We start from the raw sequence: 17,784 nt of genomic DNA, 5'->3' as shown, positions 1-17,784 counted from the left end.
CTCGCAGGCTGGTTATACTTCGCGTTTAAAAGAAACAGTGGATACGGACCATGACTGAAGTTGCCCTGGACACCGCAACCCCACACGCCCCCTCCGTCATCAGGCTGCTGCTCGACAAGCTCGGCGTGCCCTACCGCCAGGTGGTCGAACACTCGCACCTGCCTGCGGCTTCGCGGGTGCAGGCTGTCCTTCTCGACGACGAGGTCGGCGCCCTCATGGTGCTGTTCCCGCAGAGCCACCTGCTGGACCTCAACCGCCTGGCCGAGCTGACCGGGCGCAAGCTGACCGCGGTGTCGGTGCCGCGCCTGAAGCAGATGCTCGACAAGCACCACCTCAAGGCCCTGCCGGGCATCCCGGCGCTGACCAGCTCGCCATGTCAGTACGAAAAGAGCCTGCTCGACGCCGAAACTGTCTTTATCCAGTCAGGCGAAGCCGGTCTGTTGCTGGAAATCGAACGCGCACACTTCAAGCGCATGCTGGCCAAGGCCAGCGCCAGCAGCTTTGGCCAGCAAGTCGAAGCGATCAGCCCCAATCTCGACCGCCCCGATGACGACACCCGGGAAATCACCGATGCGGTCCAGGCCTTCACTGCCCGACGCATTCAGAAACGCCTGGAAGAGACCATCGAAATTCCACCGCTCGCCGACACCGCGCAGAAGATCATCAAGCTGCGGGTAGATCCCAACGCCAGCATCGACGACATCACCGGCGTAGTCGAAACCGACCCGGCGCTGGCGGCACAGGTGGTGAGCTGGGCTGCATCGCCCTACTATGGATCACCGGGCAAGATCCGCTCGGTAGAAGACGCCATCGTGCGTGTGCTGGGTTTCGACCTGGTGATCAACCTGGCCTTGGGCCTGGCGCTGGGCAAGACCTTGAGCCTGCCCAAAGACCACCCGCAGCAGGCCACGCCCTACTGGCAACAATCGATCTACACCGCCGCGATCATCGAAGGCCTGACCCGCGCCATGCCGCGCGCAGAACGCCCCGAGGCCGGGCTGACCTACCTGGCCGGGCTACTGCACAACTTTGGCTACCTGCTGCTGGCGCACGTGTTCCCACCGCATTTTTCGCTGATTTGCCGCCACCTTGAGGTCAACCCGCATTTGAACCACACCTATGTGGAACAACACTTGCTGGGCATCAGCCGCGAACAGATCGGTGCCTGGCTGATGAAGCTGTGGGACATGCCAGAAGAGCTGTCGACTGCCTTGCGCTTTCAGCACGATCCAGCCTACGACGGCGAATATTTCGCGTTCCCCAACTTGGTGTGCCTGGCCACCCGCCTGCTGCGCTCGCGAGGTATAGGCTCAGGGCCGCAGGAAGAGATTCCTGACGAGCTGTTGGAACGCCTGAGCATTACCCGGGACAAGGCCGAGGATGTGGTGAACAAGGTGCTCGAAGCCGAGAACCTGCTGCGTGAGCTGGCTTCGCAGTTCCATGCACCGCATTAAGCATTAGCACATAGCTTGTGGGAGCGGGCATGCCCGCGAACACCGGCGAAACCGGTGCCATGCACGGCGTCGCTTGTTTCGCGAGCACGCCCGCTCCCACAGGTAAAGCGTCAGCATCCCCGTCGGGTTTCAGCCTTTCTTCTTCGGTTTCAGGTATTTCATCAACCCCTGGAACCACATCACCAGCGCCGGATTGCCCTTGATCTGGATGTGCTTTTCCTGAATCCCCTGCATGAACGCCAGCTGCTTGTTACCCGCCTGCATGGTGGCGAAGCCATAAGCGGCGTCCCTGAAGGCAATGGCGAACGCCGGCTGTGGGTGCGCGCCGCCCTTGCTGCTGATGCGTTCGTTGTGGACGATGAAGTGTCGGGCGACCTTGCCGTCCAGGGTCTGCATCTGGAACACCAGGTCCTTGCCCTTGAGCTGCTGCTGGAATGCGGGGTTATTACGGCTGGCCCTGGCCATCAACAGCCCCATGGCCCAGAGAAGAAAGCGAAACTTCATCAACGCGCCTCGAATGAAAAGTGACTAAGGCGCGCAGTTTATCCTTTTCCAGAACTATTTATGCAAGTTCGAAACATTTTGCCTGCAGAAAGCACAACGGGCGCCTTGGGGCGCCCGCTTGGCCGACACTGGGGTTGTCAGGGAGCGATCACTTGCCTTTCTTGGCTGGCTTGGCGGGGGCGTTAACGCTGTCGCGCAGGTTCTTGCCAGGCTTGAAGGCCACGGTATTGCTGGCCTTGATCTTGACCGGTTCCCCAGTTTGCGGGTTCTTGCCGGTACGCGCGCCGCGATGACGTTTTTCGAAGGTGCCGAAACCGACCAAGGTCACGGTGTCCTTGCCCAGGGCACCGGTAATGCTGTCGAGAATCGCGTTCAAAACCTGATTGGCCTTTTCCTTGGTCAGATCAGCCTTATCGGCGATGACGGCGGCGAGTTCTGGTTTGCGCATAGTGAAGCCTCTTTGACGGAATTCTTGTTGTTATGCCGTGCTGCCTCTGGGAGCAGCGCTCAAGGCACCGCAGGCTCTAATCTGCGGCAGACGGGAGTGAGAATGGCACGAGCTCAGGGGCCGCGCCAGTATCTGGGCGGCCATTGTGCAGGCAACAACAGGATAAATCCGACAGAACAGCCGCTATTTACGCCATAACCGCTGGTAACTGACGATTCAGCGCCAGCTTCTCCATCACCGCCGCTCCGGTCAGGGCGTAGCCCAGCAACTTGCCGTCGGCATCAAGGCAGAGCACCTTGAGGTCACTGCCCTGCCCCTCTACCTGCCAGGTGCCTTCGCAACCCTGTGGCGCTGGCGAGACGACCAGCGGACAGGCCGGGGTTTTCACGGTGATAGGCATCGGCCCGTAGAAAACTGCCGTCGGCTTGCCGGCCAGGGTTTGCGCCAGCGCCCGGGCACAGCTCATCAGCGGCATCACGTACAGCAGGTTGATGCCATCGACTTCGGCACAGTCGCCAAGGGCGAAGATGTTGGCGTGTGATGTACGTAGCTCACGGTCTACGCTTACACCTCGATTGGTCTGCAGCCCAGCTGCGGCAGCCAGGTCGGTACGTGGGCGCAGGCCGATGGCCGAAACCACCAGGTCGCAGGCAATCACGCTGCCATCCGACAGGTGCGCCTCCAGGCCTTGGGTCACCTGCTGCAGGCGGGTCAGCACCGGCCCCAAGTGAAAGCGTACTCCCAGCCCCTCCAGCCCACCCTGTACAGCCGCCGCAGCGGCCGAGTGCAGCAGGGTCGGCATGACCTGTTCACACGGCGCCACAACGTCGACCTTGAAACCACCCAGGCTCATGTCGTTTGCGAATTCGCAGCCGATCAGGCCGGCGCCGAGGATCAGGACACGCTGCTTGCCCGCGGCGGCAGCACGGAAGCGCGCGTAGTCCTCCAGATCGTTGATCGGGAATACCAGATGGCCGCCATCACCCTCGATCGGCACTTGCACGGTCTGCGCCCCCCAGGCCAGCACCAGATCGCGGTATTCCACGGCTTCTTCGCCGATCCACAGCCGCTTGTGGCCCGGGTCGATGCCGCTGATGCGGGTATGGGTGCGGACCTCGGCGTTCAATTGCTCGGCCATGGCACCCGCCTCAGCCATGCACAGGCCGTCGGCGTCCTTCTGCTTGGCAAAGCCCATGGAAAGCATCGGCTTGGAGTACGAACGACCATCGTCGGCGGTGATCAGCAACAGCGGCGTCTGCGTATCGAGCTTGCGAAATTCACGGGCCAGGTTGTAGCCCGCAAGGCCGGTACCGATGATTACCACAGGGGACGTCATGTCGTGCTTTCCTCGATTAACCGATGGAGATCATTTCAAAGTCGCTTTTGCCGACGCCACAGTCGGGGCACAGCCAGTCCTCAGGCACATCCTCCCAACGGGTGCCGGGGGCGATGCCGTCGTCGGGCCAGCCTTCGGCTTCGTCGTAGATCAGGCCACAGACAATACATTGCCACTTTTTCATCAGGTCTATTTCCTCGGTTCAGGCTGGGGCTTGTGTTGCGGCTGATGGCCTCTTGGCGGGCAAGCCCGCGCCTACAGTGACCGCGCAGGCCGGGCGGGCTTGCCCGCGAATGGGGCCAGCGCGCAATGCGTGGGGGCTTTGTAGCGGCCCTGTCGGCAGTATGCAAGCAGTTGGGGCAATCATGCTAAGCTCGCCGCCTCTCTGGCTGTAACAAAGCATACCGACGTGTCGTACGAATCCCCGCAAGCAGCCGCTGTCGCGTGGCTGCCGTATTCACAGCTGGCGACCGACATCGACCAGCCCACCCTTGACTGGCTGTTCGACGAGGGCTCGCTGACCCGCCGCCTGACCCGTCTGTCCATCGATCACTTTTCCGTCACCCCGCTGTTCGAGGGCTGGCAGCCGCTGCGCGATGACGAATGCCAAGCGCTGGGCATCGCTGCTGGCGCCGAAGGCTGGGTGCGCGAAGTGTACCTGCGCGGCCATGGCCAACCTTGGGTGTTCGCCCGCAGCGTGGCCAGCCGTAGCGCACTGGAACGTGGTGGCCTGGACCTGGAATCCTTGGGCAGCCGCTCGCTGGGCGAGCTGCTGTTCTGCGACCAGGCGTTCATCCGTCATCCGCTCGAAGTGTGTACTTACCCACAGGCATGGCTGCCGTCCGAAGCTGCACATGCGGCGCTTTGGGGCCGCCGCTCGCGCTTCGAGCGCAACGGTCTGGACCTGCTGGTGGCAGAAGTGTTTCTACCGGCATTGTGGCAAGCGGCCAAGGAGGATAACCGCTGATGTACCTGCAACTGCTCAAGTCGCTCAACCGCCTGCATCCACGGGCCTGGGACTTCGTCCAGCTCAGCCGTATGGACCGGCCGATAGGCATCTACCTGCTGTTGTGGCCGACCCTGTCGGCAGTGTGGATTGCCGGCAATGGGTCACCCACCCTGGCCAATGTGCTCATCTTCGGCCTTGGTGTGGTGCTGATGCGCGCCGCCGGCTGCTGCATCAACGACTTTGCCGACCGCAAGGTTGACGGCCACGTCAAGCGGACCGCCGACCGCCCCCTGGCCAGTGGCCGGGTGCGGCCACGCGAGGCGCTGACACTGTTCGCGATTCTGGTCGGGGTGAGTTTCCTGCTGGTGCTGTGCACCAACAGCCGCACCGTCTGGCTGTCGTTCGGGGCGGTGGCCTTGGCGTTCTGCTACCCGTTCATGAAGCGCTACACCTACTACCCGCAGGTGGTGCTGGGCGCGGCGTATTCGTGGGGCATTCCCATGGCTTTTACAGCCGCTGGCGGTGAGTTGCCGGCCGGCGCCTGGCTGCTGTATATCGCCAACCTGCTGTGGACGGTGGGTTATGACACCTATTACGCCATGGTCGACCGCGATGACGACCTGAAAATTGGTGTGAAATCCACTGCGATCCTGTTCGGCGACGCTGATCGCAGCATCATCCTGACCCTGCAGTTGCTGTCGCTGGGCTGCCTGTTGCTGGCCGGTAGCCGCTTCGACCTGGGTGGCTGGTTCCACCTTGGGTTGCTGGGCGCGGCGGCTTGCTTTGCCTGGGAATACTGGTCAACGCGCAAGCTGGACCGGGAATCGTGCTTCAAGGCGTTTCTGCACAACCACTGGGCGGGGATGCTGGTGTTTATCGGGGTGGTGCTGGATTACGCGTTGCGCTGAGTAGTTTGGGGCTGCTGCGCAGCCCATCGCGACACAAGGCCGCACACATTGATCGGCATACGTCGAACCATGTGGCCTTGTGTCGCGATGGGCCGCACAGCGGCCCCGGCTATCTCAAGGCTTGGCAACGTGCCAGACGTCTTTCATGCCGTCACCGGTCATGTCACCGGCCTTCTTGTCCTTGATGAAGGTATACAGCGGCTTGCCGTCGTAAGCCCACTGCATCGAACCGTCGTCACGCTTTACATGGGTCCATTTATCCTTCGGTGCTTCGTCTTCTTTCTTGACCATCAACGGTGGCCAGTTCTTGGCGCACTCGCCATTGCACATCGACTTGCCACCCGCATCCTTGTCAAAGGTGTACAGGGTCATGCCGGCATGATCGACCCACATGCCATCCTTCTCCATGGCATGGTGGGCCAACGCCACCCCCGGGAGCGCCAACGCAGTGAAAAGGGCCATCCAGCTCAGCGTATGTCGTGTCATTGGATTCACCATTGTTTCGGGGGGAAATGGGTTCGGGTTGCCATTAAAGCGGCCCTCTGTAGCCTAGTTCAGTCACGGAATGTCGCCAGAACGGCCAACACCCTGTCACACAGCTGCAATAATTCCGTTATCTAATGCGGGCCAAGACACCGAATCCAGGAGAGGTTTTGAGCATGGTAGGCAGGAACATTCTGATCGTCGACGACGAAGCGCCCATTCGCGAGATGATCGCCGTTGCCCTGGAAATGGCCGGCTATGACTGCCTGGAAGCGGAAAACTCCCAACAGGCCCACGCGATCATCGTCGACCGCAAACCGGACCTGATCCTGCTCGACTGGATGCTGCCGGGCACCTCCGGCATCGAGCTGGCCCGCCGCCTGAAGCGCGACGAGCTGACCGGTGATATTCCGATCATCATGCTCACGGCCAAGGGTGAAGAAGACAACAAGATCCAGGGCCTGGAAGTGGGCGCCGACGACTACATCACCAAGCCGTTCTCGCCGCGTGAACTGGTAGCGCGACTGAAAGCCGTGCTGCGCCGCACGGGTCCGAGCGACAGCGAGGCGCCGATCGAGGTCGGCGGCCTGCTGCTCGACCCGATCAGCCACCGTGTGACCATCGACGGCAAGCCGGCCGAGATGGGCCCTACCGAATACCGCCTGCTGCAGTTTTTCATGACCCACCAGGAGCGCGCCTACACCCGAGGCCAATTGCTGGACCAGGTGTGGGGCGGCAACGTCTACGTCGAGGAACGTACCGTCGACGTGCACATCCGTCGCCTGCGCAAGGCGCTGGGTGAAGCTTACGAGAATCTGGTACAAACCGTCCGGGGCACTGGCTACCGCTTCTCGACCAAGAGCTGATCGAGCTCTGGAGCGCCAAGCTGCACATCGTTGTACAAGGATCGTCAATTGAACCAGAACTGGCATGCAACCCTGATTCGCCATCTGCTGTTGCTGATTACCGTCTGCCTGATCGGCGGGCTGGTCAGCGGCTACTATGGCTGGAGCCTGGCCATTGGCCTGGCGCTCTATCTGGGCTGGACCCTCAAGCAACTGCTGCGCTTGCACGACTGGCTGCGCAATCACCAACCGGACGAAGCACCGCCCGATGGCTACGGCCTGTGGGGCGAGGTATTCGATAGCATCTACCACCTGCAACGCCGCGACCAGCGCGTACGGGGCCGCCTGCAGGCAGTGATCGACCGGGTGCAGGAGTCCACTGCTGCGCTGCGTGACGCGGTGATCATGCTCGACAGCGACGGCAACCTGGAATGGTGGAACCGCGCCGCCGAGACCCTCCTGGGCTTCAAGACCCCACAGGACGGCGGCCAGCAAGTGACCAATCTGGTGCGCCATCCGCTCTTCAAAGAGTACTTCGAGGCAGAAAACTACCTCGAACCGCTGGAAATCCCTTCGCCAATCAATGACCGCATGCGTGTGCAGTTGCACATCACCCGCTACGGCAACAATGAACACCTGATGCTGGTGCGCGATGTCACCCGTATTCACCAGCTGGAACAGATGCGCAAGGACTTCGTCGCCAACGTGTCTCACGAGCTGCGCACACCGCTGACGGTAATCACCGGCTACCTGGAAACCCTGCTGGACAACGTCGAGGACGTGAACCCGCGGTGGAGCCGCGCCTTGCAGCAAATGAGCCAGCAAGGCTCGCGCATGCAAACCCTGCTCAACGATTTGTTGCTACTGGCCAAACTGGAAGCCACCGATTACCCATCGGACAACCAGCCGGTGGCGGTCGATGCCCTGCTCGCCGCCATCAAGAACGACGCCCAGGCCCTGTCCGGGCCGCGCAACCAGCGCATCAGCCTGGAAGCTGCGCCTGGCCTCAAGCTGAAGGGCAGCGAGTCGGAATTGCGCAGTGCCTTTTCCAATCTGGTGTTCAATGCAGTCAAGTACACCCAGGACGAAGGCAGCATCCGCATCCGCTGGTGGGCCGATGCCCAGGGCGCACACCTGTCGGTGCAGGACTCGGGGGTGGGCATCGATGCCAAGCATTTGCCACGCCTGACCGAGCGCTTCTACCGCGTAGACTCCAGCCGTGCATCGAATACCGGCGGTACCGGGCTGGGGCTCGCAATCGTCAAGCATGTGCTGATGCGCCACCGGGGCAAGCTGGAAATCAGCAGTGTACCGGGGCATGGCAGCACCTTTACCTGTCACTTTGCGCCAGCACAATTGGCCAACGAAAAGGCTTGAGATTGAGGCTGCTGCGCGGGCCTTCGCGGGCATGCCTGCTCCCACAGGGACTGCAATGAGTCCGCTGCCCTTTGCTTTTACGGCCCCAGCCGCTACATTGGATCCCCTGTGCCAGCAAAAGCTGGCACTTTTTTTCTCTCTATCTCAAAGACGGACCCCGTAAAAACTCCATCATGGACCCTTCCTCTGGTATTAGCCTCACCTCGTTATTCGCCGACTTCGGCATGATCATCTTTGCCTTCCTGCTGGTGCTGCTCAACGGCTTCTTCGTTGCCGCGGAGTTCGCCATGGTCAAGCTGCGCGCTACACGCGTAGAGGCCATCGCCGAAAAGCACGGCTGGCGTGGCAACATCCTGCGCAAGGTTCACAACCAGCTCGACGCCTACCTGTCGGCCTGCCAATTGGGCATCACCCTCGCCTCGCTGGGCCTGGGCTGGGTGGGTGAGCCCGCCTTCGCCCACCTGCTGGAACCATTGCTGGCCTATTTCGGCGTGGACAGCGCCGAGCTGGTCAAGGCGATCTCGTTCTTCGTCGCCTTCTTCGTCATCTCGTACCTGCACATCGTGGTCGGCGAGCTGGCCCCCAAGTCCTGGGCTATCCGTAAGCCAGAGCTGCTGTCGCTGTGGACCGCCGTGCCGCTTTACCTGTTCTACTGGGCGATGTACCCGGCCATCTACCTGCTCAATGCCAGCGCCAATACCATCCTGCGTATTGCCGGCCAGGGCGAGCCTGGCCCGCACCACGAGCACCACTACAGCCGCGAAGAACTTAAGCTGATCCTGCACTCCAGCCGTGGCCAGGACCCAAGCGACCAAGGCATGCGCGTGCTGGCCTCGGCCGTGGAAATGGGCGAGCTGGAAGTGGTCGACTGGGCCAACTCGCGTGAGGACATGATCAGCATCGACGCCCATGCGCCTCTGAAGCAGATCCTGGCCCTGGTGCGCCGCCACAAGTTCAGCCGCTACCCGGTGTACGACGCCGAGCGCGAAGAATTCACCGGCCTGCTGCACATCAAGGACCTGCTGCTGGAGCTGGCTGAGCTGGAGCACTTGCCAGAGACCATCGACCTGGAGGACCTTGCCCGGCCACTCGAACGCGTGTCGCGGCACATGCCGCTGGCCCAGTTGCTGGAGCAGTTCCGTAAGGGCGGCGCGCACTTCGTGCTGGTAGAGGAAGCCGATGGCAAGGTGATCGGCTACCTGACCATGGAAGACGTGCTGGAAGTGCTGGTGGGCGACATCCAGGACGAGCACCGCAAGACCGAGCGTGGCATTCTCGCCTACCAGCCGGGCAAGTTGCTGGTGCGCGGCGACACCCCACTGTTCAAGGTCGAACGCCTGCTGGGTATCGACCTTGACCACATCGAGGCCGAAACCCTGGCCGGGTTGATCTACGAGACGCTCAAGCGCGTGCCAGAAGAAGAGGAAGTGCTGGAAGTCGAAGGGCTGCGCATCATCATCAAGAAGATGAAAGGGCCCAAGATCGTACTGGCCAAGGTGCTGAAGCTGGATTGATGGCCCAATCGGTCAGGGGTTGCCGGCAGTGAAATCCGGCATCCCGCTGATCGGCCTGTCGAAGCGGTAAGGTATCGACTCCAGCGCCAACCCCACATTGCGCTGCACCACAAAATGCAGGTGCGGCCCAGTGCTGTTGCCGGTATTGCCCGACTTGGCCAGCATCTGGCCCTGCCGTACCCGTTGCCCCTCCGCCACCATCACCGAACCACGCATCAGGTGAAGGTAGACGCCCATGGTGCCGTCCGGGTGCAAAATCCTGACAAAGTTACCCGAGGGGTTGGGGCCGCGCCCGCTCTGGCTGTTCTGCGTCTTCACCACCACCCCTTCCCGCGCCGCGATGATGGGGGTGCCTTCGGGCATGGCGATATCCATGGCGTAGCGCCCTCGGGGCCCAAAATGACTGACACGGCCATTGGGGCCCTGAGTGACGCGGAACGGCCCGCCAATCCACGGGAACGCATAGCGGAAGCCTAGCGGCCGTTTGCCCGGATCACCCATGGCCTGCAGCAGGGTCGAACGGTAGTTCAGCAGCAGCCCGGGCCGCCCCCTGAGCACACTGAGCATCTGCGTGGTGCGCGGCGGCAGCAGCCGGCGCACGATACGCGGGGCATCACCGCCTTGTGCGTTGACCAGGTTGTCCAGCCGCAACTCTACCTCTACCGGCACATGCAGCTCGTTTCGTGCCGAAAAGCTCACGCCACCGTCGAAGGTTTTCGCGTTCAGCAGTACCTGGCCTTCGAGCGTTTCGACCATGGGTTCGAGCAACACCAAGGGCTTGGCGCCGGGGCCAGGGCGGTCGGAATAGGAGACGACACCGGAATCGTCAGTGATCTTGTAGAGCGTCACGCCCTGGCTCGACGCCGAGGCCATGAGCAATGCACAGAACAGCAGCAGGCGCGCGGGCATGATAGTGGCTTTTTGACAGTTATGATCTGTCGAAGCCTAGCAGCGGGTTTTACGGTAGGTATTGCAGTTGGTCGGATGGGGCAACTCGGGCTTGGGCAGGAGCACCCGTGTGCTGCTCCTGCCCAAAGCATGACCCGGGGCCGGGGTCAGGCACCGGGGGTGAAGTGCTTCTGCGCAGTGCCGCGGGCAATCAACCGAGACAGGTAGTCGAGCTTCTGGGCATCCTGGTCGACAAACTTGAACGTCAACTGCAACCAGTCGCTGTCAGGTTTTGGCTCCAGCGCCGCCACCGCATGCAGGTAGCCGTTCAGGCGAGCAACTTCGGCACTTTCGCCCTGCTCCAGGTCCAGCACCGCACCTTCCAGCACCTGTGGCAGCACTTCGCTGCGGCGTACCACCAGCAGTGCCTCTTTCAGGCTCAACGCCTTGATCACGCATGGCTGCATGCCACTGGCCAGGCGCAGCTGGCCCTGGCCACGGCCGCTCGGCGCGGGGGCAGCAGGTGCGGGTGCGGCGACCAAAGGCTTGGCCGGTACCGGCGCCGCAACCTTGACCGCTTCGGGCTTGCCCGCAGTCAGCGCGTTCAACGAATCGTTGGCAAACGCCGGGTTGGCTCGCGCCGGGCCGGTGGCCATCAGGCTGTCGAGCTTACCGATCTTGGTCAGGGCTTTTTTTACCTTGGTCAGCAGTTGCTCGTTGGTGAACGGCTTGCCTACAAAATCGGAAACGCCCGCCTGGATCGCCTGAATGACGTTTTCCTTGTCGCCACGGCTGGTCACCATGATGAACTGCAGGTTCTTCAGTGCAGGCTGCTGACGGCACCAGGTCAGCAGTTCCAGGCCTGACATTTCCGGCATTTCCCAGTCGCAGAGGACCAGATCGAACGCTTCCTTGCCGAGCATGGCCATGGCCTTGCGACCGTTGACCGCGTCGTCGATGGCCATACCCGGGAAGGCGTTGCGCAGACACTTGCGGACCAGATCACGGATAAACGGGGCGTCATCCACGACCAGCACATTCACTTTACTCATCGATACTCCTTATGAATCCCGACTAGCCTACTGCCAAATAATGGCCATTTGCTACAACCTGGTCACGCCGGGACTTCTTCACATCGTTCGCGGGTGCCTGCCGGCTCTCGACCGCAAACGAAAACGCCCGGCCAAGGCCGGGCGTCGATGCTCGGGAGCAACCTTACTTATCGTCAGATTCACCCGGAACATTAGCCTTTTCGCCGTTGGCGACAGCAGTGCCCTGCACTTCTGCCGTCATGCGCTTGAGGCCCATGTGGCGCACGTCGGTACCGCGCACCAGGTAGATCACCAGTTCGGAGATGTTGCGCGCATGGTCGCCAATACGCTCCAGCGAGCGCAGCACCCAGATCACGCTCAGCACCCGCGAGATAGAGCGCGGGTCTTCCATCATGTAGGTCACCAGCTCACGCAGCGCGGTCTTGTATTCGCGGTCGATGGTCTTGTCGTACTGGGCCACCGACAGCGCCAGGTCGGCGTCGAAGCGGGCAAAGGCGTCCAGCGCATCCCGGACCATGTTGCGCACCTGGTCGCCAATGTGGCGCACCTCGACATAACCACGCGGCGACTCGCCCTCTTCGCACAGCTGGATGGCGCGGCGGGCGATCTTGGTCGACTCGTCACCGATGCGTTCCAGGTCGATCACCGACTTGGAAATGCTGATGATCAGGCGCAGGTCCGAGGCCGCTGGCTGACGGCGGGCGAGGATGCGCAAGCACTCCTCGTCGATGTTGCGCTCCATCTGGTTGATCTGCTCGTCAACCTCGCGCACCTGCTGGGCCAGACCAGAGTCGGCTTCGATCAGCGCGGTAACCGCGTCGTTGACCTGCTTTTCCACCAGCCCGCCCATGGCCAGCAGGTGGCTGCGCACCTCTTCCAGCTCGGCGTTGAACTGCTGGGAAATGTGATGGGTAAGGCTTTCTTTGTTGATCATCGTTTTGTCCTTTGGTAGCGCGGCCCTGTAGGAGCGGGTTCACCCGCGAACACCGGCAACGCCGGTGCCAGACACCGAGGTGCCTGTTTCGCGAGCGGCGCTTAGCCGTAGCGACCGGTGATGTAGTCTTCGGTCTGCTTCTTCGCCGGGTTGGTGAACAGGGTATCGGTATCCCCGAATTCGACCAGTTTGCCCATGTACATGAACGCGGTGTAATCCGAAACACGCGCCGCTTGCTGCATGTTGTGGGTCACGATGACGATGGTGTACTTGGATTTCAATTCATAGATCAGTTCTTCGACCTTCAAGGTCGAGATCGGGTCCAGCGCCGAGCACGGTTCGTCAAGCAGCAGCACCTCCGGCTCCACGGCAATGGTGCGTGCGATGACCAGACGCTGCTGCTGGCCACCGGACAGGCCCAGCGCCGACTCGTGCAGACGGTCCTTGACCTCGTCCCACAAGGCCGCACCCTTCAACGCCCACTCGACGGCCTCATCAAGCACGCGCTTCTTGTTGATGCCCTGGATGCGCAGGCCGTAGACCACGTTCTCGTAGATGGTCTTGGGGAACGGGTTCGGCTTCTGGAACACCATGCCCACACGCCGGCGCAGTTCGGCAACGTCTTCGCCCTTGCGGTAGATGTTGTTGCCGTACAGGTTGATGGCACCTTCCACACGGCAACCGTCAACCAGGTCGTTCATCCGGTTGAAGGTGCGCAGCAGGGTCGACTTGCCGCAGCCGGATGGGCCGATGAAGGCGGTCACACGCTGCTTCGGGATGTTCATCTGCACGTCGAACAGCGCTTGCTTGTCGCCATAGAACAGGCTCAGGCCCGGCACTTCGATGGCCACGGTTTCTTCAGCCATTCGCAGGCTTTGCTTGTTGCGGCCCAGGGCAGACATGTCGATGCCATGGGTGTGGGAATCTTGCTGCATGGTCAACTCCATACGCTATCAAGTCGTTTCAAAGGGCCGCCCGGCTTACGGGCGACACGCTTGCAATCAGGGTCAGCCGTCCAGCGCCTTGTACTTCTCGCGCAGGTGGTTGCGAATCCACACGGCAGAGAGGTTGAGGGTCGCGATCACCAGCACCAGCAGCAGCGCAGTGGCATAAACCAGCGGCCGCGCAGCTTCGACGTTCGGGCTCTGGAAGCCGACGTCATAGATGTGGAAGCCCAGGTGCATGATCTTCTGGTCCAGGTGCAGGTACGGGTAGTTACCATCCACCGGCAGCGACGGCGCCAGCTTCACCACACCTACCAGCATCAGCGGCGCCACTTCGCCGGCGGCACGGGCCACGGCGAGGATCATGCCAGTCATCATGGCCGGGCTGGCCATGGGCAGGACGATTTTCCACAGGGTCTCGGCCTTGGTTGCGCCCAACGCCAGCGAGCCCTCACGCACGGTGCGCGGAATTCGCGCCAGGCCTTCTTCGGTGGCCACGATCACCACCGGTACCGCCAGCAATGCCAGGGTCAGCGATGCCCACAGCAGGCCCGGGGTACCCAGGGTCGGCGCGGGCAACGCTTCGGGGAAGAACAGGCGGTCGATCGAGCCGCCCAGCACATAGACGAAGAAGCCCAGACCGAACACACCGTAGACGATCGCAGGAACACCGGCCAGGTTGTTCACCGCAATACGGATAAGCCGGGTGACCGGGCCCTGCCTGGCGTATTCACGCAAGTACACGGCAGCCAGCACGCCAAACGGGGTAACGATCACGGCCATGATCAGGGTCATCATCACGGTACCGAAGATGGCCGGGAAGATACCGCCCTCGGTGTTGGCTTCACGCGGGTCGTCGCTGAGGAACTCCCAGACCTTGCCGAAGTAGGTGCCCAGCTTGGTAAACGCCGACATGCCGTTCGGCTGAACGGCATGCACCACCTTGCTCAGGTTGATTTCCACTTCACGGCCGTTGCCATCCCGGGCCACCAGGCTGTCGCGGGAGAAAGCCTGGTGCAGGCCGGTCAGGCGTTCTTCGATAGCCTTGTAGCGGCTGTTCAGTTCGGCACGGTCGGCGTCCATGTCGGCCTGGGCGGCGGCGTCCAGCTTGCCGTCCAGCTCCAGCTTGCGCGCTTGCAGGCGCAGGCGCTCAAGGCCATGGTTGATGGCACCAATGTCCTTCTTCTCCAGCTGCTGCAGCTCGCTGTTGAGCTGGTTGGCACGCTTGAGGCGGGCCTGCAGTTCGTTCCAGGCAGCGGGGCCTTCGGCAACCACACGGCCCTGTTCCTTGACGCTGACCAGGTAGCCATAGAAGTTGCCCCACTCGCGGCGCTCAAGGGCCATCAGGTCAGCCGGACGCTGTTCGTCGACCAGCCAGTCGCCGACCACCCAGGTAAAGTCGCTGCCGTTGAGGTCGCGGTTACCCACCTTGATCAGCTCCCGGGTCATGAACTCCGGGCCCTGGTCCGGTACCGGCAGGCCAGCACCCTTCAGACGAGCTCGGGGTACTTCCTCCTTCTGCACCACTTCGCCAATGACAACGTGATCGGCCTGGCCCGGCACCTTGTAGGTGGCCTGGACAAGATCGGCTGGCCAGAAGTGGCCCAGGCCGCGCACGGCGATCACCGCCAGCAGGCCGACGGTCATGATCACGGCCATGGCCACCGCGCCGCCGCTCATCCAGACGCCTGGGGCGCCGCTCTTGAACCAGCCTTTGAGGGAATCCTTTTTCACGGATCGCTACCTTTCTATCAAAGCGACGAGTATTTCTTGCGCAGACGCTGGCGAATCAGCTCGGCCAAGGTGTTCATGATGAAGGTGAACATCAGCAGCACCAGGGCGGCCAGGAACAGCACGCGATAGTGGCTGCCACCGACTTCCGACTCCGGCATTTCCACGGCCACGTTGGCGGCCAGGGTGCGCATGCCCTCGAACAGGTTCATCTCCATCACCGGTGTGTTGCCGGTGGCCATCAGCACGATCATGGTCTCGCCGACCGCACGGCCCAAGCCGATCATCAACGCCGAGAAGATGCCCGGGCTGGCGGTGAGGATGACCACGCGAGTCAGGGTCTGCCAAGGCGTCGCGCCCAGTGCCAGCGAGCCCAGGGTCAGACTGCGCGGCACACTGAACACGGCATCTTCGGCAATCGAGTAGATGTTCGGGATGACCGCGAAGCCCATGGCGATACCGACTACCAGGGCGTTGCGCTGGTCGTAGGTGATACCTAAGTCGTTGGTGATCCACAGGCGCATGTCACCGCCGAAGAACCAGCTTTCCAGGTGCGGGCTCATGGTCAGGGCGAACCAGCCGGTAAACAGGATGACCGGAATCAGGATCGCCGCTTCCCAACCATCCGGTACACGCAGGCGGATCGACTCCGGCAGCCGGCTCCAGAAGAAGCCGGCCAGCAGGATACCGATCGGCATCAGCAGGAACAGGCTGAACACACCGGGCAGGTGGCCTTCCAGGTACGGGGCCAGGAACAGGCCGGCGAAGAAGCCGAGGATCACCGTCGGCATCGCTTCCATCAGCTCGATCACCGGCTTGACCTTGCGGCGCATGCGCGGGGCCATGAAGTAGGCGGTGTAGATGGCTGCGGCAATGGCCAGCGGGGCGGCCAGGATCATGGCGTAGAACGCGGCCTTCAGGGTTCCGAAGGTCAGCGGCGACAGGCTCAGTTTGGGCTCGAAGTCAGTGTTCGACGCGGTCGATTGCCAGACGTACTTCGGCTCGTCGTAGTTCTCGTACCACACCTTGCCCCACAGCGCGCTGAACGAAACTTCCGGGTGCGGGTTGCGCAGGCTAAACGGCAACAACTTGCCGCCTTCTTCGATGATGATGCGGTTGGCGCGTGGCGACAGGGCCAGCGTGCCAGGGCCTTCGGCAGCCGGCTCTACCAGCAGGGTTCGGTGTGCAGTGCTGTGGAACACGCCCAGTTTGCCTTCGGCGTCGAGGGCGATGAAGCCCTTGCGGCGCTCTTCGGCGTCGATCTGCACGATCGGCGCCTTGCCCATCTGGAAGGTACGGATCTGCTTGAAGCGCGATTCGCCATCCGGGTCGCGGGCCATGAACCACTGGGCCAGCCCGCCCTTGGAGTCACCGATGATCAGCGAAATGCCGCCAACCAGCTGGGCCGTGGCAGTAATTTCGGTGTCGGCGCTATCAGACAACTTGTAACGGCCGTTGAGGCTCTTGTCGCGCAGGCTGAACACGTCGGCCGTGGCGCGGCCGTTGATCACGTACAGCCAGTGCTGGCGTGGGTCGATGAAGATATTCTTCACCGTCTCGGTCATTTGCGGCAGTTCGATGCGGTTCTGCTCGGTGGTGACCTCTTCGGTCATCATGTTTTCCGTGCGCGTCAGCTCGATCACCTGCAGCTGAGCACCGGTAGAGCCGGCCAGCAGCAGGGTGTCACCATTGACGTTGACGCTGACGTGGTCCAGCGCGCGCCCCTGCTCGTCGAGCACGAACGATTGCTCGCCGTACGGATAGTCGATGCCAGGGGTGATGGTTTTCTTGTTGTCCGGGTAGGTGATCTTGTAGGTGTGGTGGAACACCAGGGCCTGACCATTGGACAAGCCCAGCACCACCAGCGCGCTGCCCGGCTGGTCAGTACTGATGGAAGTAACCTGGGTGTCCGCCGGCACTGCCAGATCGACACGCTTGAGTTCGTTACCGGTCTTGGTATCGAAGAACAATGCCTGGCCCTTGTCCGAAACACGCATCCCCACCTGATTCTGCTCTTCAAGCGCGATCATCAGTGGCTTACCGGCATCCTGCTGCAGCCATGTCGGCTCCAGGGCTTTCTTGCTGGTCAGCTCGGCGCCCTGGAAAAGTGGCAACACCACATAAGCCAGGTAGAAGAAGATCAACGTGATTGCCGCCAATACGGCAAGCCCGCCTACCAGCACATACCAGCGGGTCAGGCGGTCCTTGAGCGCGCGCATGCGGCGCTTGCGTTGCAACTCGGGCGTATTGAAATCAATGCGCACGGGCTGGGAGTTTTGGGTCATGTTGGAATTGGCCAGATCATTCATGCGCACACCCTAGCGGTCCCGTGTGACAAAAACATTACAAAGTGGTGACGCGCGAAAGCCCGCCGCACAGGGGACCTGGCTTCGGACTGGAAATTCGTGGAAGAGGCC

At 61.9% G+C, this 17,784-nt stretch carries 17 protein-coding genes; 6 read left to right on the top strand and 11 right to left on the bottom strand.

Going from position 1 to position 17,784, the window contains the following annotated elements; all coding sequences use genetic code 11:
* Window positions 1-50: 50 nt before the first annotated feature.
* Window positions 51-1,454 (top strand): aminoacyl-tRNA deacylase and HDOD domain-containing protein, encoded by a 1,404-nt coding sequence (locus tag BJQ17_RS12590; RefSeq protein ID WP_012054109.1) that lies wholly within the window; start codon window positions 51-53, stop codon window positions 1,452-1,454.
* 129 nt (window positions 1,455-1,583) lie between these two features.
* Here BJQ17_RS12590 and BJQ17_RS12585 read toward each other — a convergent pair whose 3' ends face one another.
* The 4 genes from BJQ17_RS12585 to BJQ17_RS12570 all read right to left on the bottom strand — a co-directional run bounded on the left by BJQ17_RS12585 (window position 1,584) and on the right by BJQ17_RS12570 (window position 3,926).
* The gene (locus BJQ17_RS12585) at window positions 1,584-1,958 is read right to left on the bottom strand and encodes a hypothetical protein (protein WP_003253357.1); all 375 of its coding nucleotides are present in this window, start codon (window positions 1,956-1,958) and stop codon (window positions 1,584-1,586) included.
* A 148-nt stretch (window positions 1,959-2,106) separates the two neighbouring features.
* A complete protein-coding gene (locus BJQ17_RS12580; RefSeq protein ID WP_070096145.1) occupies window positions 2,107-2,406 on the bottom strand; it encodes an HU family DNA-binding protein in 300 nt (99 codons plus the stop codon).
* Between the two features lie 187 nt (window positions 2,407-2,593).
* Window positions 2,594-3,742: an NAD(P)/FAD-dependent oxidoreductase gene (locus BJQ17_RS12575; protein WP_070096144.1), complete on the bottom strand. Its 1,149-nt coding sequence runs from the start codon at window positions 3,740-3,742 to the stop codon at window positions 2,594-2,596.
* Window positions 3,743-3,758: 16 nt separating this feature from the next.
* On the bottom strand, window positions 3,759-3,926 hold the full coding sequence (locus tag BJQ17_RS12570) for a rubredoxin (protein WP_003253349.1): 168 nt from the start codon (window positions 3,924-3,926) through the stop codon (window positions 3,759-3,761).
* Between the two features lie 225 nt (window positions 3,927-4,151).
* Between BJQ17_RS12570 and BJQ17_RS12565 the strand changes: the two genes are divergently transcribed.
* Window positions 4,152-4,709 (top strand): chorismate lyase, encoded by a 558-nt coding sequence (locus BJQ17_RS12565; protein ID WP_003253347.1) that lies wholly within the window; start codon window positions 4,152-4,154, stop codon window positions 4,707-4,709.
* Complete coding sequence (ubiA, locus tag BJQ17_RS12560; protein ID WP_004575206.1) at window positions 4,709-5,599, top strand: 4-hydroxybenzoate octaprenyltransferase; 891 nt, start codon at window positions 4,709-4,711, stop codon at window positions 5,597-5,599. The genes BJQ17_RS12565 and ubiA overlap by 1 nt, the downstream gene beginning before the upstream one ends.
* A 114-nt stretch (window positions 5,600-5,713) precedes the next feature.
* On the opposite strand, the gene BJQ17_RS12555 is transcribed toward ubiA, so the two are convergent.
* A complete protein-coding gene (locus BJQ17_RS12555) occupies window positions 5,714-6,085 on the bottom strand; it encodes a hypothetical protein (protein ID WP_070096143.1) in 372 nt (123 codons plus the stop codon).
* A 173-nt stretch (window positions 6,086-6,258) separates the two neighbouring features.
* Between BJQ17_RS12555 and phoB the strand changes: the two genes are divergently transcribed.
* The 3 genes from phoB (at window position 6,259) to BJQ17_RS12540 (ending at window position 9,818) form a co-directional block, all read left to right on the top strand.
* Window positions 6,259-6,948 carry a phosphate regulon transcriptional regulator PhoB gene (phoB, locus tag BJQ17_RS12550; RefSeq protein WP_003253341.1) on the top strand — a complete coding sequence of 230 codons (690 nt, stop codon included), beginning with the start codon at window positions 6,259-6,261 and terminating at the stop codon, window positions 6,946-6,948.
* Between the two features lie 48 nt (window positions 6,949-6,996).
* The gene (gene phoR, locus BJQ17_RS12545; RefSeq protein ID WP_070096142.1) at window positions 6,997-8,304 is read left to right on the top strand and encodes a phosphate regulon sensor histidine kinase PhoR; all 1,308 of its coding nucleotides are present in this window, start codon (window positions 6,997-6,999) and stop codon (window positions 8,302-8,304) included.
* A 173-nt stretch (window positions 8,305-8,477) separates the two neighbouring features.
* The gene (locus BJQ17_RS12540; RefSeq protein ID WP_003253336.1) at window positions 8,478-9,818 is read left to right on the top strand and encodes a hemolysin family protein; all 1,341 of its coding nucleotides are present in this window, start codon (window positions 8,478-8,480) and stop codon (window positions 9,816-9,818) included.
* 12 nt (window positions 9,819-9,830) lie between these two features.
* Here BJQ17_RS12540 and BJQ17_RS12535 read toward each other — a convergent pair whose 3' ends face one another.
* From BJQ17_RS12535 to BJQ17_RS12510, 6 genes are all read right to left on the bottom strand, one after another.
* Window positions 9,831-10,727 carry a peptidoglycan DD-metalloendopeptidase family protein gene (locus BJQ17_RS12535; protein ID WP_003253334.1) on the bottom strand — a complete coding sequence of 299 codons (897 nt, stop codon included), beginning with the start codon at window positions 10,725-10,727 and terminating at the stop codon, window positions 9,831-9,833.
* A 146-nt stretch (window positions 10,728-10,873) separates the two neighbouring features.
* Window positions 10,874-11,758: a response regulator gene (locus tag BJQ17_RS12530; protein ID WP_003253331.1), complete on the bottom strand. Its 885-nt coding sequence runs from the start codon at window positions 11,756-11,758 to the stop codon at window positions 10,874-10,876.
* A 163-nt stretch (window positions 11,759-11,921) separates the two neighbouring features.
* Window positions 11,922-12,692 (bottom strand): phosphate signaling complex protein PhoU, encoded by a 771-nt coding sequence (phoU, locus tag BJQ17_RS12525; protein WP_003253329.1) that lies wholly within the window; start codon window positions 12,690-12,692, stop codon window positions 11,922-11,924.
* 101 nt (window positions 12,693-12,793) lie between these two features.
* On the bottom strand, window positions 12,794-13,627 hold the full coding sequence (gene pstB / locus BJQ17_RS12520; RefSeq protein ID WP_003253327.1) for a phosphate ABC transporter ATP-binding protein PstB: 834 nt from the start codon (window positions 13,625-13,627) through the stop codon (window positions 12,794-12,796).
* 72 nt (window positions 13,628-13,699) lie between these two features.
* Entirely contained in the window at window positions 13,700-15,316 is a 1,617-nt protein-coding gene (pstA, locus tag BJQ17_RS12515; RefSeq protein ID WP_173881456.1) for a phosphate ABC transporter permease PstA, read from the bottom strand.
* A gap of 71 nt (window positions 15,317-15,387) precedes the next feature.
* The gene (locus BJQ17_RS12510) at window positions 15,388-17,676 is read right to left on the bottom strand and encodes an ABC transporter permease subunit (protein WP_070096141.1); all 2,289 of its coding nucleotides are present in this window, start codon (window positions 17,674-17,676) and stop codon (window positions 15,388-15,390) included.
* Between the last annotated feature and the right edge of the window lie 108 nt (window positions 17,677-17,784).

Source organism: Pseudomonas sp. NBRC 111139, assembly GCF_001753955.1.
GTDB classification, from domain to species: domain Bacteria; phylum Pseudomonadota; class Gammaproteobacteria; order Pseudomonadales; family Pseudomonadaceae; genus Aquipseudomonas; species Aquipseudomonas alloputida.
Note: the sequence above shows the minus strand (reverse complement) of the source record. Positions and strands in the feature narration are given on the sequence as shown.